The 14,944-nt window shown below is 46.4% G+C and carries 16 protein-coding genes; 10 read left to right on the forward strand and 6 right to left on the reverse strand.

Annotation, left to right across the window (positions count from 1 at the left end; genetic code table 11):
• Window position 1 precedes the first annotated feature (1 nt).
• Genes TM_RS05710 through TM_RS05725 form a run of 4 tightly spaced genes read right to left on the reverse strand, consistent with a single transcriptional unit; the run spans window position 2 to window position 3,167 of the window.
• Window positions 2-355 (reverse strand): flagellar protein FlaG, encoded by a 354-nt coding sequence (locus TM_RS05710; RefSeq protein WP_004080293.1) that lies wholly within the window; start codon window positions 353-355, stop codon window positions 2-4.
• A 59-nt stretch (window positions 356-414) separates the two neighbouring features.
• Window positions 415-819: a hypothetical protein gene (locus TM_RS05715; RefSeq protein ID WP_004080292.1), complete on the reverse strand. Its 405-nt coding sequence runs from the start codon at window positions 817-819 to the stop codon at window positions 415-417.
• A gap of 1 nt (window position 820) precedes the next feature.
• Window positions 821-2,659 (reverse strand): hypothetical protein, encoded by a 1,839-nt coding sequence (locus tag TM_RS05720; protein WP_004080287.1) that lies wholly within the window; start codon window positions 2,657-2,659, stop codon window positions 821-823.
• Window positions 2,660-2,672: 13 nt separating this feature from the next.
• Window positions 2,673-3,167, reverse strand: coding sequence for a prepilin-type N-terminal cleavage/methylation domain-containing protein (locus TM_RS05725; RefSeq protein WP_004080285.1), 495 nt, complete (start codon window positions 3,165-3,167; stop codon window positions 2,673-2,675).
• A gap of 84 nt (window positions 3,168-3,251) precedes the next feature.
• On the opposite strand from TM_RS05725, the gene TM_RS05730 reads away from it, so the two are divergent.
• Both TM_RS05730 and mtnN read left to right on the forward strand, forming a co-directional pair.
• Window positions 3,252-3,743, forward strand: coding sequence for a ferritin (locus TM_RS05730; protein ID WP_004080283.1), 492 nt, complete (start codon window positions 3,252-3,254; stop codon window positions 3,741-3,743).
• 40 nt (window positions 3,744-3,783) lie between these two features.
• Window positions 3,784-4,437, forward strand: a complete 654-nt coding sequence (gene mtnN / locus TM_RS05735) for a 5'-methylthioadenosine/S-adenosylhomocysteine nucleosidase (RefSeq protein WP_004080281.1) — start codon at window positions 3,784-3,786, stop codon at window positions 4,435-4,437.
• Here the strand turns inward: mtnN and TM_RS05740 are convergent.
• Both TM_RS05740 and TM_RS05745 read right to left on the reverse strand, forming a co-directional pair.
• Complete coding sequence (locus tag TM_RS05740) at window positions 4,434-5,318, reverse strand: phosphate acetyltransferase (protein WP_004080280.1); 885 nt, start codon at window positions 5,316-5,318, stop codon at window positions 4,434-4,436. The genes mtnN and TM_RS05740 overlap by 4 nt on opposite strands.
• Before the next feature lie 11 nt (window positions 5,319-5,329).
• Entirely contained in the window at window positions 5,330-6,565 is a 1,236-nt protein-coding gene (locus tag TM_RS05745; protein WP_004080276.1) for a PLP-dependent aminotransferase family protein, read from the reverse strand.
• A gap of 161 nt (window positions 6,566-6,726) precedes the next feature.
• Here TM_RS05745 and TM_RS05750 point away from each other — a divergent pair, with 161 nt between their 5' ends.
• From TM_RS05750 to TM_RS05785, 8 genes are all read left to right on the forward strand, one after another.
• Window positions 6,727-7,644, forward strand: coding sequence for an AAA family ATPase (locus TM_RS05750; protein WP_004080275.1), 918 nt, complete (start codon window positions 6,727-6,729; stop codon window positions 7,642-7,644).
• Window positions 7,641-8,879 carry a DUF58 domain-containing protein gene (locus tag TM_RS05755; protein WP_004080274.1) on the forward strand — a complete coding sequence of 413 codons (1,239 nt, stop codon included), beginning with the start codon at window positions 7,641-7,643 and terminating at the stop codon, window positions 8,877-8,879. Before TM_RS05750 ends, TM_RS05755 begins: the two co-directional genes overlap by 4 nt.
• Window positions 8,869-10,125, forward strand: coding sequence for a hypothetical protein (locus tag TM_RS05760; protein ID WP_004080273.1), 1,257 nt, complete (start codon window positions 8,869-8,871; stop codon window positions 10,123-10,125). The genes TM_RS05755 and TM_RS05760 overlap by 11 nt, the downstream gene beginning before the upstream one ends.
• Window positions 10,126-10,208: 83 nt before the next feature.
• Complete coding sequence (locus TM_RS05765; RefSeq protein WP_004080272.1) at window positions 10,209-11,321, forward strand: ABC transporter substrate-binding protein; 1,113 nt, start codon at window positions 10,209-10,211, stop codon at window positions 11,319-11,321.
• Between the two features lie 78 nt (window positions 11,322-11,399).
• Window positions 11,400-12,299 carry a branched-chain amino acid ABC transporter permease gene (locus TM_RS05770; protein ID WP_004080271.1) on the forward strand — a complete coding sequence of 300 codons (900 nt, stop codon included), beginning with the start codon at window positions 11,400-11,402 and terminating at the stop codon, window positions 12,297-12,299.
• Window positions 12,299-13,375 carry a branched-chain amino acid ABC transporter permease gene (locus TM_RS05775; RefSeq protein WP_004080270.1) on the forward strand — a complete coding sequence of 359 codons (1,077 nt, stop codon included), beginning with the start codon at window positions 12,299-12,301 and terminating at the stop codon, window positions 13,373-13,375. Before TM_RS05770 ends, TM_RS05775 begins: the two co-directional genes overlap by 1 nt.
• On the forward strand, window positions 13,372-14,226 hold the full coding sequence (locus TM_RS05780; RefSeq protein ID WP_004080269.1) for an ABC transporter ATP-binding protein: 855 nt from the start codon (window positions 13,372-13,374) through the stop codon (window positions 14,224-14,226). The genes TM_RS05775 and TM_RS05780 overlap by 4 nt, the downstream gene beginning before the upstream one ends.
• A complete protein-coding gene (locus TM_RS05785) occupies window positions 14,219-14,938 on the forward strand; it encodes an ABC transporter ATP-binding protein (RefSeq protein ID WP_004080267.1) in 720 nt (239 codons plus the stop codon). Before TM_RS05780 ends, TM_RS05785 begins: the two co-directional genes overlap by 8 nt.
• The last annotated feature ends 6 nt before the right edge of the window (window positions 14,939-14,944 follow it).

Genomic DNA, 14,944 nt, shown 5'->3' on the forward strand with positions numbered 1-14,944 from the left:
ATCACACCCTTTCGTCTACGAGGATCCCAAGCAGCTCGTTTATGCTCTTTGCGATCTTCACCATCACCTCTGGAGGGATCTGTCTTATGATCTCTCCTGTTTCGGTGTCTTTTATCTTCACAATCACCATGTTCAATTCGCTGTCGTATTTGAATTCAGCCTCTCCTCTGAAGATCTTTCTTAGTTTCTCCAGCTTCTTCGAGAATTCTTCTATAGCTCTCTGAACGTCCTCTTCCTGCTGTTTTTTCATCTCAGCAACAGGTGTCGACTCGTTCTCTTTCACATGTAGCTCCCTTCTCGTTATTTCTCTACGAAGCACCTCGTTTCCTTTCCCATCCGTGGGATCGATCCTCATCGTGGATCCCTCCGAATCTAATCTTCCATTCATATATATCGGTCAGTTGGCAGGAAAATTTAATCCCCTATTATAACAATTCTCTCTATTGAAGCTCCTTCGTTGATTTTTATCTTCAACGTGATCTTTTTGTATTTCACGTCACTGCTGCTGGGCAAAGCAACATCCTCAACGGTTGAAACTGAAGGATCAATATGAGGAAAAGGAGGATTTTGATCGTTCCATTTGTCTTTCCAGAATTCTCTGTTTATCTCTTCGTACACACCTTGTTCTATCTCATGTCCAACCTCGTACTTGGAAAGAAAATCGTACGCAAAATTGGTAAAAAGAAAGGTTTCAATGGATTCTTCGGTGAATGTCACATTTTTTGCCACTCCCACAATGATCGTTGTGAATATAACGACGGTGAGAAGAATGAGAAACAAACTTATCAATGTTTCAACTATAAGACTCCCATTTCTCATGTCAATACACCTCTCTCACATTGAGTATGTTCGATTCCTTCGGCACAGTGGGGGTACCAAACACAGAAAACCCCTTGAGGATTCTCCAGTCGTAGATGTAGTTTTTACGGTAACCAGTTTTGATGGTAGGTTTGCCATCTCTTGACCAATAGAAAGTTCCAACGGCTCCTCTCACGTACTGTGCAAGAGAACCAAAAATAGTAAGCTCACGCTCAGTAAGCTCACGCTCATTGTTCTTGAGGAAATCCTTTTCGTTGTAACCTTTTACATAAAAACTTCCGGTGAAAGCGTATATACTTGCAAAAATCTTCATATTAGGCTTTTTGTCAGTTATCACCACATTTTTGTACGCTACCAGATTGAGGAAATCGTCTGATTCGTGATTTTTCAAAAGCTCTGAGTAATCTTCTTCGATGTTTCCGTCCACACCGAGCTTTCTGATCACAGCCTGTGCGATCTTCTGATCAGAGTTCCCGCTTATTTTTTCCTTATCGGCGATCTCTTCCAGAACTTCTCTGTAATCGTTGTAGATGATGTGGTCTTCTATATATATGTTGTTTGCAACGATGGTGTACCTTCCATCAACGAACATGGGTTTTATGTTCCCTTCGCTCATATTTTTCAGATAAACATCGTTGTCTGTTTTGATAACACCGTTGAAGTATATATCGTACTCGTTTCTGTCAAGGCCAAGAAATTCTCTTGCTTCATTCCCCTGGAGAACAAGATGATATTGATCGCTGTTTGGTTTGGATTTGATGTGGAAAAGTTCTCCCTCACCTAACACCTCTTCTCTAACAAAATTCCATTTTTCCTGGTCTTCACTCTTGTAGATTCTGTAAACTTCCTTGTATGATACTTTTATCAAGTAATCATTCCCACTACTTCCTTTCGGAGTATTGAACTCTAGCGTGTAAACAATTTCTCGTTGTTTTTTGTAATATATGGTCTTGTCATTCTCTTTTTCTTCCCAACTTTCAACGAATTCATTAATCGACGGAAGTTCTATCCCAACTGGTTCACTCGAAAGAACAACTTCAGACGCTGGCTTTACTATTCTCTCGATCTGTTGTGAGTAATAGTCTTTTATCTTTTCTATGTTGTATTTCTTTATGTCCTCTTCCGTCAGATACTTCGGAGGCGGATTTTCGTATCTTGGACCTTCTCCTGCTTCCAAATCGATATCCTTGAACTCCACGCTTCCTTTGAAAAGAGGCTCTCCTTTCACGTGTATCACATCGTTGGATCTGAAAGGCCCATCGATAATATCTTGGGTGATGAAGTATATCTTATCTCCATCCGGTCTTGTTTCTTTTTCTGTGAAATACGCGTACTTGTTCAGAAAGTCTGAAGAAAGAACAGCGTATTTATAAACCACAGCCTTTCCGACTTGTGCTCTTACAACAAGCAGAGCAAAGAACGGGTTGTTCTTGAACGGAATGGCTACTGCTTCAAAGTTAGAAAATCCCAATTTTGATGCTTCAGTAGAGAAATCGATGTCTGAAGAAAGATTGTAGTATTTTTCTGTGTCCAGCAATGAGAACACATTCTCCCAGGCATCTCCATCTGACTGAAGCAGAACTCTTTTTCTGAAATCATCAAACCATGTCACACTTCCAGTGGACCAGTTGATTTCCATCCCCAAAAAACCGAAGTGTTTTTTTAGACAGGCAACACCAAGGTTCAAAATGTTCGAAGCTCTGTAAGTAGCCTCCAGTCTCTGAGCGGTCAATTCCACATTTTCACGGTATTGATTGAACGCGAAGAACACAGAGATTCCCAGAACGGAAACGATGACCAGAATTATCACAGTGGTCACAAGAATGGAACCATTCCTCATAAAGATCACCCCTTCACTTCAGATTGGGAAGTGCTACGCTCATAAAATAGGTTCTTTCGATGTTGTGTTTTTCTTTTCCTATAACAAAAGAGACAGTACCGGTACCCGCCAAAAATGTGCAGGTTGAAATATCTGTCACGAGTATCCTCGTATCTGTGCTGTTCGAATCTTCCTGGAAGATGTACAATTTGATGTCCGGTTTTTCAAATGCAATGGTGTATGTGTAGTTCCTGGAATAGTACTTTTCTCCACCGAAAGGAACGTTCACAAGGAAAGAAATTTTTTCAGGATTTTCCGGATAAATCTGATCCGCTCTGGGACCTGCTTTCAAAATCTCCTTTCTTATTTCCATCGCTGCTTTCAAAAGATCGTCCGCTAACTCGATCGTGGTAAACGACTGAACAGTGGCAACAATTGTTCTCGCTGTGAATCCCAGAACCAAGAGTATTCCGATGAGAAGAACAGCTATAGTTATCAAAAGCTCTACGATCGTGAAACCATTCCTCATCGTATCACCCCCATTTTGATTATTAACAGAAAAATGTGGCAAAACTGTGGCAAGTGGTAGAATTGTACAGTAGGAGGTGAGATGATGGTTATCTCAGAAAAAGTGAGAAAAGCGCTCAACGATCAGTTGAACAGGGAGATCTACTCTTCCTATCTCTATCTTTCGATGGCAACTTACTTCGACGCTGAAGGATTCAAGGGTTTTGCCCACTGGATGAAAAAGCAAGCGCAGGAAGAGCTCACTCACGCGATGAAGTTCTACGAATACATCTACGAAAGAGGAGGAAGGGTCGAACTCGAAGCCATAGAGAAGCCACCTTCGAATTGGAATGGAATAAAAGACGCCTTTGAAGCGGCTCTGAAACACGAAGAATTCGTCACCCAGTCGATTTACAACATCCTGGAACTCGCTTCGGAAGAGAAAGATCACGCCACCGTGAGTTTCCTCAAATGGTTCGTTGACGAGCAGGTGGAAGAAGAAGATCAAGTGAGAGAAATCCTCGATCTTTTAGAAAAGGCAAATGGTCAGATGTCTGTGATCTTCCAGCTAGACAGGTATCTTGGACAGAGAGAGTGAAGGGGCACTGCGCCCCTTTTTCTCATCTGGAGGTGGGAACGTGATCCTGGTTCTCGGTGTGTTCAAAATAGAAGTGGAACCCATGCTCAAAGAGATGGAAGTCCTGGAAAAAGGACGTCTCTTGAAAAGATACTACCAGCGGGGAGTTGTAGGAAGAAACGAGGTGGTCGTGAGCTACGGTTTCATTGGGAAGGTCGAAGCCGCGCTCGTTACTCAGGCTTTTCTGGATAGGTTCAACATAGATGCTGTTTTTCTAACGGGAAACGCCGGTGGTCTGGAAGGTGTTGAAGTTGGGGATGTCGTGATAGGAGATTCCTACGTTGAGTATGATTTCGAAACGGCCCTTGGTGATGAAGGAATCATCGTCTCGGGCAGTGAGGATCTTGAAGACAAGGTGATCGCTTATTCAAACAGAGAGATCAAAACGGGATTGATAGCAAGCGGGGACGCCTTTGTGACAGTGAAGGAGAAAGCCGAGGAGATAAAAAGAAGAACGGGAGCCCTCTGTGTCGATATGGATTCCGCCGCCGTGGCAAAGGTGTGCTATGAAAACGAGAAAAAGTTCCTCGCCATAAAGACGATCGTTGACATATGCGGCAGAGAAACGGAAGAAGAGTTCAGAAAAAACTACGAGAGATACGGCTTTCTCTCCAACCTGATCCTCCTCGATGTTCTGAAAAAGTGTGTCTTCTAAGCGAAGACCGCCGAGAGGGCTATGGAATAAAACTTCGTTTCTTCCGAGTCTGCACGTGATGTGAGAACTACAGGGACTTTCCCACCAAGAATGGTAGACGCGGATTTCGCTTTAGCAAGAAAAACCAGAGCTTTGTACAGAATGTTCGCCGCCTCTATATCTGGCAGTATCAGGATGTCGGCTTTTCCCGCCACAGGGCTTTGTATCCCTTTCTTTTTCGCCGCTTCTTCCGACACAACGTTGTCCAGCGCGAAGGGACCATCGACGATACATCCCTTTATCTGCCCTCTCTGGTTCATCTTCGAGAGGATGGCCGCTTCCATCGTGATGGGCATCTTTGGATTCACAACTTCTATGGCACCGACAACGGCAACTTTCGGTGTTTCTAAACCCATGACGTTTGCCACTCGAACACAGTGTTCTATCATGTCCACCTTCTGTTCCAGAGTGGGGCTTATCAGCATACCGGGATCGGAGATGATGAGAGGCCTCGGAAAATCGGGTATCTCCATCACGCTCACCATCGCCATCGTCTTTCCCGTTCGAAGACCGTACCTTTCGTCCAGATAGATCTTCATCAAATCTCCTGTCTTTATCTTTCCCTTCATGAGAAAATCGCATTCTCCCTTTGAAACGGCCTCCACAGCGAGTCTTCCCGCTTCTTCTGGGGGACAATCTATGATTTGAGGGTTCTTCCATTCAGGGACGAGTTCCTCGATGATCCTGGTGATCTCTTCCTCTGGACCGAACAGAACGGGCTCGCACACTCTCTCCCTCCAAGCCCTGTATACGGCTTCTATCACGTGATCATCGTTCGCAGCCGCAACCGCGAGCTTTTTTCCTTTTCCCCGAGCCATCTCAACCAGTTTTTCCAGAAACATTCTCTCACTCCTCACAGAAGGTGTTTTTCCTTGCCGTACTCGAGGACAACTTCCCTGAGCCTTTTGATCCCTTCAACGATCTTTTCATCCGGCGGCAGACAGAAGGAAAGCCTCATAGAGGGACTCGGCTCGTCGTACACTTTGAAAACCCTTCCAGGAACGTAAAACACCTTCTTTCTCTTTGCGTACTCGAACATCTCCCAGGTGTCGAAACCCTCAGGAAGGGTGAGCCAGATGAAGAGACCGCCTTCCGATTTCACCCATTTCACGCCTGGTATGTCGGAGAAGTACTCTTCGAGAGCGTTGAGCATCACCGTTCTCTTTCTTCTGTAGAGTTCGATGGTGGGTTTCAACTGCTCGAGAAGATCGTACCTCTCCAAATAACGGGCAGCGAGACGATGAGTGATAGCGGGACTGCACAGATCCGCTGACTGCTTCGCCTGAACGATCTTTCTGATGAACTCCTTGCTTCCCGCCACCATTCCTATTCTGAGACCCGGAGCGAGGACTTTGCTGAACGTGTTGAGAAGAACCACTCTTTCTGGTCCACCTATCTTGAAGATGGGATCCACAGTTTCTCCTTCGTACCTCAAAGCACCGTAGGGATCGTCTTCCACTATGAAGAGGTCGTACTTCTCTGCGATCTCGACGAGCGCTTTTCTCTTTTCCAGAGAAGTTGTGACTCCCGCTGGGTTGTGGAAATTTGAAACAACGTAGATGAACTTCACCTGTTTTATCTTTCCGTTTTTGTCGAATTCAGAAAGCTTTCTTTCCAGAACGTTGAGATCCATTCCGTCGTCTTCGAGCGGGACCACAACGAAGTTCGCAAGATACTGCCTGAACGCGTTTATGGCTCCGAGGTACGCGGGATCATCGAGAACGCAGTAACTCTCATCGTCGAGGAAGAGCTTTCCAATGAGATCCAGCGCCTGCTGGGATCCAACGGTGAATATCAGATTGTCTTCGTCGAGTCCTGTGATGCCGTACATCCTCTCCAGAAGCTTCAAAATTTGCTGTTTAAGAACGGGATCTCCTTCTGTTGTGGAGTACTGAAGAGTGTAATGGTACTCTTTTTCTATGATTTCCTTTGCGATTTCTGCGAGTTCTTTTCTCGGGAAAGTCTCAGGATCGGGTACTCCCCCTCCGAAAGAAATGGCGTCTTTGTCCGCGGCAAATTTGAGAATTTCCCTGATGATGGAGGATTTCATGTTTTGGCCTATCTTTGAGATCTTGCCTTCTAGATTCACGACCACACCTCCTGGAATATCTTTTCTTCTGAAAAATTATACACCAGTACTGGCGAAATTTCTGCATTAAAATTCAACGTGTATTCGAAAAATTGAGAATTTGATAGAAAAACTGGTATACTTTGAAGTATGCAAATACTTCTATCTGGAGGGATCCTCGGTTGATAGAGCGGGTGATAAACAACATCGAAAAGGTGATAAAAGGAAAGAGAGAAGCTATCGAAGTTGTTGTCGCAGCGCTTCTCGCAAAAGGACACGTTCTCATGGAAGATGTGCCGGGAGTAGGAAAGACGATGCTTGCAAGAGCCCTTGCGCTATCCCTTGGAGTGGACTTCAGACGAGTTCAGTTCACACCGGACCTCCTTCCAACGGATCTCACAGGTCTGTACATATACGATAGAAAGAAGGAAGACTTTGTCTTTAAAAAGGGGCCCGTGTTCACCGATGTTCTCCTCGCGGACGAGATAAACAGGGCAACACCGAGAACACAATCTGCGCTCCTTGAGGCAATGGCAGAAGGTCAAGTGACCGTGGATGGAGTCACACATAGGCTTTCTGAGAGATTCTTCGTGATCGCCACACAAAACCCAATCGAGTACGAAGGGACCTTCCCTCTCCCGGAAGCTCAGCTCGACCGTTTCATGATCTGTGTGAAGATGGGGTATCCCGATGAGGAAGCAGAGATTCAGATGCTCACATCCCAAGAAAAAGAGCATCCCATAAGCCAGCTGGAACCGGTCATGAACCCTGATGAGCTTTCAGAACTTCAAAAAAAGGTGAGGAATGTTTTTGTGAGCGACGAAGTGAAGAAATACATCGTCGATATAGCCAGTGCCACAAGAAATCACCCATCGCTTCTTTTGGGCATGAGCCCCCGTGGAAGTATAGCCCTCATGCACTTTTCCATGGCTCTCGCTTTCATGGATGGGAGAGATTTTACCCTTCCAGACGACGTGAAAAGAGCCGCTGTGTACGTGATACCCCACAGAGTGATCCAGTCTGCGGAGTCCAAACTCAAAAGGGAGAAAAAGGAGGATATAGTGAGAGAAATTCTCGACCGTGTGAAGGTGGTCAAATGAGGGTAAGAAAGAAACCACTTGTGATTCTCACAATCTTTTCCGTTGCAGTATGGATCCTCACACAGAACAACATTTTTCTTCTGATGGTTTTCTTTACCGCAACGAGGTGGCTGGATCTTCTCTTGACTCTGAAGGCCATTCCAAAAATAAAGATAGAAAGGCACATCACAAAAACCAGACTCTTCGTGGATGAAAAGGCAGAGATGATCTACAAGATCAGATATTCTGGTCATTTGCGGATTTCGATGAAACTCAACCCGAGTTTTTCTCCCGTCAGATTTTTCAAAAAAGACACCGAAGAAGTTTCTCTGACACCATCTTCTTCAGAAAAGCTGGTGTTCATTTTCTCGTTTGGAACACGTGGAAGAAAGATCCTGAAGGGATTTTCTATAAAAATCGAGGACACGTTCGCAACTTTTTCTGTGGAAAAGGAGTTCAACGCAGAGGACGAGGTGATCGTTTTTCCCGAGTACGTGCCGATCGAATTCTACAAAGAGGCCCTGAAAGAGCTCCTGCCGGGTAGAAAAAGCCCCCAGAGACTTCTCGAGGACAACACGATGCTGAAGGGACTCAGAGATTACAACGGAGAACCGATGAACAGAATACACTGGAAAGCCTCCGCGAGATATGGAAGGTTGCTCGTGAAAGAGCACGACCACACCGCGCTGGGAAGGGTGAAGATTTTTCTCGATCTGAACCTTCCAAGAGATGTCCAGCTGGGAGAGGTCTGGAAAGAACTGAGGAGGTACTACGAAGAGGAAGCGGTGCGGTTCGTGGCGAGCGTGGTGAAAGACCTGAAAGAACGTCACACACCAGTGGAATTAACGGTCATAGGTGAAGAAATCTGGAAGAATCACGATCGAGACTGGGTGATGGATTTTGAACTGCTCGCCACCGTGAGAGGAACGGACAATTCTCGTTTCGATACGAAGAGTGTCCTGGAGACGGTCGTATTTGATCCTTCAGATACTGTTCTCCTTTTCTGCGTACACCTGACGGAGCAGGAGCTTCCCTTACTTCTCAGAGTGAGGTCTCAGGTTTCAAAATTGATCGTATTTGTCATACCATACGGTTTACGCGATCCAAACACGAAGCCTTTCAGGAGCTATCTCCTCATGAGGAAGGATCTCCTCGATCTTCTGGAAAAGGTGAAGCTGCTCGAAGAGAACCACGTGATCGTGAGGGGAGTGCGGGAGAACATGACCGTTCAGGAGGTTGTAGAAAGTGTTCCATGATGTGTTGTTTGGTAGCGCTTTACTTCTGGTTCTGATGAAAGATATCAACCTCTACTCTCTGTTGCTCCTTTCAGGCTCAGCGGTAACGGCGATACTAAAGAGAATCTCCAGAGCCTACCTGATCGTTCTTCCGGTCTCAGGGATCCTCCTCTGGATACTTTCGAAAGAAAAAGACCTGGTTTTCGCATCTCTCATAGTTACTTTCTTCCTTGTGTTTTCAGATTTCGAAAATGAAAGGTCAAAAGTGTATTCGCTGGCCTTCTTTTTCGTGCTTTCGTTGATATTTGAGAAAAATCCATCTTCATTCCTTTTTGTCTCCGGAGCTATGGCCCTCTTTTTCCTTCATGAGAAGAAGTTCCTCTACGCTTCTGTGATTCCACTTCTGGCTTTTGTTCCAGAATTCAGACTTCCATTCCTTCTTCCAGAAACGCATCAGCCAGAAAGTGGTGAATCGGTCCAACAGATGGTGAAAAACGTTGTGGTCGTGATAGAAAAATTCACCCAGAGTGGTAGTCTTGCTATGAAACTTCTCTGGGAAGTCATTTTCTGGGTCGCTGTGGCAGGTGTGGTGCTACTCGTTGTTGTTTTCTTCAAAGAGTTTCGAATGAATTTAAAGGTGTCACATTACGTCTTTGCCGCTCTCGGTGTTTTTGTGGTTAGCTTTTATCTGTTCGTGTTGTTCGTGAACATGGTGGTTCAGAACGTGAACCTCGACGTAGGAATTCCAGAGCTCACACCAGTAGGTCAGATGCTTTCGTCCACCTCTTCCGCATCTGTGACCGTCGTTGAAATCGAAAGAAATCCTTCGTGGAATTCGGTAAGATGGGTTTTAACCGCTGTTTCTCTTTTCGTGGTGGTATTGTTCTTCCACACCACTTTGAAGCTCTTCCTTAGAACGTTGAAAACGTCGAGCGAAGAAATTGAAACGGAAGAATCGAGAGAGGAAGAAAAAGAAGATATTGAAGAAAAGGAACATCACACTGAACGAAGAGTAATACACACGTTAGAAGACGCGTACCTCTTCCTGAGGTGGAAATATTTTCCAGGAAAGGAACATCTCACTCCGTACGAGTTGATATCCGGGAAAAAGTTTCGACACTTTAGAGATTTGACCGAGCTGTACGTCGAAAGTAAATATGCAGGAAAAGGAATAAAACTGCCTGAGAAAGAAATAGCAAAGATTTTCTCGGAATCAGAGAAAGAACTGAAAAAGACAAACATTAACCTCCAGAAAAATCTGCATTAAGATTCAAAAGGATTTCTTGACCGTTTCGTGGTGAGCCTGTAAAATACTTATAAAAATCATTCTCATGAGGGGAGGGAAGAGATATGAGGAAGGTACTGGTAACCGTTCTTCTTGTATTGACAGTTTTGAGTCTTTTCTCCGCTGTTAAGATCGCTGTGATTCTTCCAATGACGGGTGGCATTTCCGCTTTTGGAAGGATGGTGTGGGAAGGGATTCAGATCGCTCACGAAGAGAAACCTACGGTTCTGGGAGAAGAGGTAGAACTCGTTCTCCTTGACACCAGAAGTGAGAAAACAGAAGCAGCGAACGCAGCAGCAAGAGCCATTGACAAAGAAAAGGTCCTCGCAATAATCGGTGAAGTGGCCAGTGCACATTCTCTCGCCATAGCACCTATTGCAGAAGAGAACAAAGTTCCTATGGTGACTCCTGCCTCCACGAATCCACTCGTAACACAGGGAAGAAAGTTCGTCTCCAGGGTTTGTTTCATCGACCCGTTCCAGGGAGCAGCCATGGCAGTATTCGCTTACAAAAATCTGGGTGCAAAAAGAGTGGTTGTGTTCACAGATGTCGAGCAGGACTACAGTGTCGGACTCTCTAATTTCTTCATAAACAAGTTCACTGAACTCGGAGGACAGGTGAAGAGGGTGTTCTTCAGAAGTGGTGATCAGGACTTTTCCGCACAGCTTTCCGTTGCGATGTCGTTCAACCCGGATGCAATCTACATAACAGGGTACTACCCGGAGATCGCCCTCATTTCCAGACAAGCAAGACAGCTTGGATTCACCGGTTACATTCTGGCAGGTGACGGTGCAGACGCACCGGAACTCATAGAGATCGGTGGAGAAGCAGTGGAAGGCCTCCTCTTCACCACACACTACCATCCGAAGGCAGCCAGCAACCCTGTTGCAAAGAAATTCGTTGAAGTGTACAAGGAGAAATACGGAAAAGAACCAGCTGCGCTCAACGCTCTCGGATACGACGCTTACATGGTGCTTCTCGACGCGATCGAAAGGGCAGGAAGCTTTGACAGGGAAAAGATCGCTGAAGAGATCAGAAAAACGAGAAACTTCAACGGTGCCAGCGGTATCATAAACATCGACGAGAACGGAGACGCTATCAAATCTGTTGTTGTAAACATAGTGAAGAACGGTTCCGTTGACTTTGAGGCTGTCATCAATCCTGATGACCTCAAGTAAAAACTTCCATTGAAACAAGCAAAAGCGAGGCCCCTCAGGGGCTTCGCTTTCTTTGATTGAAGAAAGGAAGGTGAAAGAGTGGTATTCTTTCTCCAGAATCTCTTCAACGGAATCATGCTCGGAGGTTTGTACGCGCTCATAGCGATTGGTTACACCATGGTTTATGGTATTCTGAGGCTCATCAATTTCGCCCATGGCGATGTTATGATGATGGGTGTCTACTTCGCCTTCTACGCTGCTACTCTTCTTTCTCTGAATCCACTTTTTTCTGCCATCGTAGCGATCCTCGGAGCAGCGCTATTGGGTTTTCTCATAGACAGAGTTGCTTACAAACCTCTGAGAAACGCTCCCAGGATTTCCGCTCTTATCACCGCTATCGGAGTTTCTTTCTTCCTTGAGAGTCTCGCTGTGGTCGTTTTTGGAGCCATTCCCAAGTCTTTTCTGAAGGTCTTCAAGGACAGGACCATACTGAACAAAGTGCTGACTGTAGCGGGAGCCAGAATACCACTCCTCACGTTCCTCGTGATCTTCATCACCGCCGTCATTCTGATAGTCCTGTTCTTCATCGTTTATAGAACGAAGATCGGTATGGCTATGAGAGCGATTTCCATGGATATTCCAACGACTGCCCTCATGGGTGTCAACGTGGACGCCGTCATCGGTTTCACGTTTGCCCTCGGTTCGGCACTCGCTGCTGCGAGTGGGATCATGTGGGCAATGAGATTTCCGAACGTACATCCTTACATGGGTTTCATGCCAGGTCTCAAGGCTTTCATTGCGGCGGTGTTTGGAGGAATAGGTTCGATCCCCGGAGCTGTTCTCGGTGGCGTTCTTCTCGGTCTCATTGAGATATTCCTCGCAGCTTATTTCCCAGCTGTTATGGGTTACCGGGATGCGTTCGCTTTCATCATCCTGATCATCATACTGCTCGTGAAACCTTCTGGACTTCTCGGTAAAAAAATCGTGGAAAAGGTGTGATGAAGATGGAGAAGAAACTATCTGCACGAACGAACTTCATTCTCACGGTTGTTTTCCTGATCTTCATGGCCCTTCTTCTCTATCTGGCTGATAGATACATGGACAGCTACAAGCTGAGAGTAGTGAGGCTCATCGCCATATACGGTATCATGGCGGTGAGTTTGAACCTGATAAACGGTATCACGGGTATCTTTTCTCTTGGACACGCCGGTTTCATCTTGATAGGTGCTTATACGGCGTCTCTTCTCACACTTTCACCAGAGCAGAAAGCGATGTCTTTTATAATAGAGCCGATCGTTCCCTGGCTTGCGAACGCGCACACCGACTTCTTCACCGCCACAGTGGCAGGCGGTGTTCTGGCAGCCGTCTTCGCTTTTCTCATAGGGTGGCCGGTTTTGAGGCTTTCCGGTGATTACCTCGCGATAGCGTCCCTTGGGTTCGCAGAGGTGATAAGGATCATCGCTCTCAACGCCATCAGCATCACAAACGGCCCTCTCGGTCTCAAGGGAATTCCGGAATACTCAAACATCTGGTGGTGTTACGGCTGGCTATTCGTAACGGTTCTGTTCATGGCAAGCCTTGTGAACAGTAGCTACGGAAGAGCTTTGAAGGCCATCAGAGAAGACCGCATAGCAGCCGAAGCCATGGGAATAAATGTTTTCAAACATCAGCTTCTTTCTTTCGTCATAGGAGCCTTCTTTGCGGGTGTTTCTGGTTCGCTCTACGCGCACTGGCTCACCACGATAGATCCCAGAACGACCACACTCGGTCCCATGCTCACTTTCTACGTTCTCATCATGATAGTTCTGGGTGGACTCGGCAGTATTTCCGGTTCGCTCATAGGAGCCGCTCTCTTCGCTATACTCTTCGAGTGGCTCAGGGATCTGGAAGAGCCTTTCACGTTCTTCGGCATACACGTTCCCGGTATAAAGGGAATGAGGATCCTCGTGATATCCGCCATTTTCATCCTTGTGATGATCTTCTGGCAGAGGGGTATCATGGGAAGAGAAGAACTCACCTGGAACAACCTTTACAGATGGCTCTTTGCTCGTCGCAGGGGTGGTGAAGAGAAATGACGGTCACGGATCTTTCCAAGAAACCTCTCCTCCTTCTGGATCATGTGACGATGCAGTTCGGTGGACTCGTAGCGGTGGACGATTTCACGAACGAAATCAGAGAGGGAGAACTCGTCGGTCTCATAGGACCAAATGGTGCGGGAAAGACAACTGTATTCAACGTGATAACGGGTATATACACCCCTACGAAGGGAAGAATCGTGTTCAACGATATAGATATCACGGGGTTGAGACCGTACCAGATCACACACCTTGGAATCGCAAGGACTTTCCAGAACATCAGGCTCTTTTCTGACATGACCGTTCTCGAGAACGTTCTTGTGGCTCAGCACCACGTTCTCTCCAATCCCGATGCAGATAGAATTCTTGTGAAGCACGGAAAACCGAGAAAGGGCCACGGACGTTTCTGGTTCTGGAGGGCTGTCACGAAAATCGGATACTTGAAGAAAGAAAAAGAAATGGTGGAAAGAGCCAAAGACCTCATCAAGAGGGTAGGACTCGAAAAGGTGATGTACGAGAAGGCTTCCTCGCTTCCGTATGGAGAGCAGAGAAAGCTGGAGATAGCCAGAGCTCTCGCAACGGAACCGAAACTGATCTTGCTGGACGAACCCGCCGCAGGTATGAACCCGAAGGAAACAGAGGACCTCATGGAGTTCATAAAACAGATCAGAAAGGACTTCAACCTGACGGTGCTTCTCATAGAGCACGATATGAAAGTGGTCATGGGAATTTGTGAGAGAATCATAGTGATGGACTACGGCAGAATCATAGCGGAAGGAACGCCGAAGGAAATTCAGAACGATCCGCGCGTGATAGAGGCGTACCTCGGAAGGGAGTGGGAGAGTGTCTGACATCGTCCTTGAAGTCCAGTCTCTCCACGTTTACTACGGTGCGATCCACGCCATCAAGGGAATAGACCTGAAAGTCCCGAGAGGTCAGATCGTAACGCTGATCGGAGCAAACGGTGCGGGAAAAACCACAACGCTCTCCGCGATAGCAGGACTCGTAAGAGCGCAGAAGGGAAAGATCATCTTCAACGGCCAGGACATAACAAACAAGCCAGCCCACGTGATAAACAGAATGGGAATAGCTCTGGTTCCCGAAGGAAGGAGAATCTTTCCAGAGCTCACCGTCTATGAGAATCTCATGATGGGAGCGTACAACCGGAAGGACAAAGAAGGAATAAAACGTGACCTGGAATGGATCTTCTCGCTTTTCCCGAGGTTGAAAGAGAGACTAAAACAGCTGGGAGGAACTCTTTCCGGTGGAGAACAGCAGATGCTCGCAATCGGAAGAGCTCTGATGAGCAGACCAAAGCTTCTGATGATGGACGAACCTTCTCTGGGTCTTGCTCCCATCCTGGTCTCCGAAGTTTTCGAGGTCATCCAGAAGATCAACCAGGAGGGAACCACCATTCTCCTGGTGGAACAGAACGCCCTCGGTGCTTTGAAGGTTGCCCACTACGGTTACGTCCTCGAGACTGGACAGATCGTTCTCGAAGGAAAAGCCAGCGAACTTCTGGACAACGAAATGGTCAGAAAGGCCTATCTCGGTGTTGCATAAAGGGGG

Source organism: Thermotoga maritima MSB8 (genome assembly GCF_000008545.1).
Taxonomy (GTDB): domain Bacteria; phylum Thermotogota; class Thermotogae; order Thermotogales; family Thermotogaceae; genus Thermotoga; species Thermotoga maritima.

Coding starts and splice junctions, on each gene's coding strand:
- TM_RS05775 (WP_004080270.1), top strand. CDS start 12,299: ATGAAGATGGAGAAGAAACTATCTGCACGAACGAACTTCATTCTCACG.
- TM_RS05780 (WP_004080269.1), top strand. CDS start 13,372: ATGACGGTCACGGATCTTTCCAAGAAACCTCTCCTCCTTCTGGATCAT.
- TM_RS05725 (WP_004080285.1), bottom strand. CDS start 3,167: ATGAGGAATGGTTTCACGATCGTAGAGCTTTTGATAACTATAGCTGTT.
- TM_RS05765 (WP_004080272.1), top strand. CDS start 10,209: ATGAGGAAGGTACTGGTAACCGTTCTTCTTGTATTGACAGTTTTGAGT.
- TM_RS05715 (WP_004080292.1), bottom strand. CDS start 819: ATGAGAAATGGGAGTCTTATAGTTGAAACATTGATAAGTTTGTTTCTC.
- TM_RS05710 (WP_004080293.1), bottom strand. CDS start 355: ATGAGGATCGATCCCACGGATGGGAAAGGAAACGAGGTGCTTCGTAGA.
- TM_RS05755 (WP_004080274.1), top strand. CDS start 7,641: ATGAGGGTAAGAAAGAAACCACTTGTGATTCTCACAATCTTTTCCGTT.
- TM_RS05730 (WP_004080283.1), top strand. CDS start 3,252: ATGGTTATCTCAGAAAAAGTGAGAAAAGCGCTCAACGATCAGTTGAAC.
- TM_RS05720 (WP_004080287.1), bottom strand. CDS start 2,659: ATGAGGAATGGTTCCATTCTTGTGACCACTGTGATAATTCTGGTCATC.
- TM_RS05740 (WP_004080280.1), bottom strand. CDS start 5,318: ATGTTTCTGGAAAAACTGGTTGAGATGGCTCGGGGAAAAGGAAAAAAG.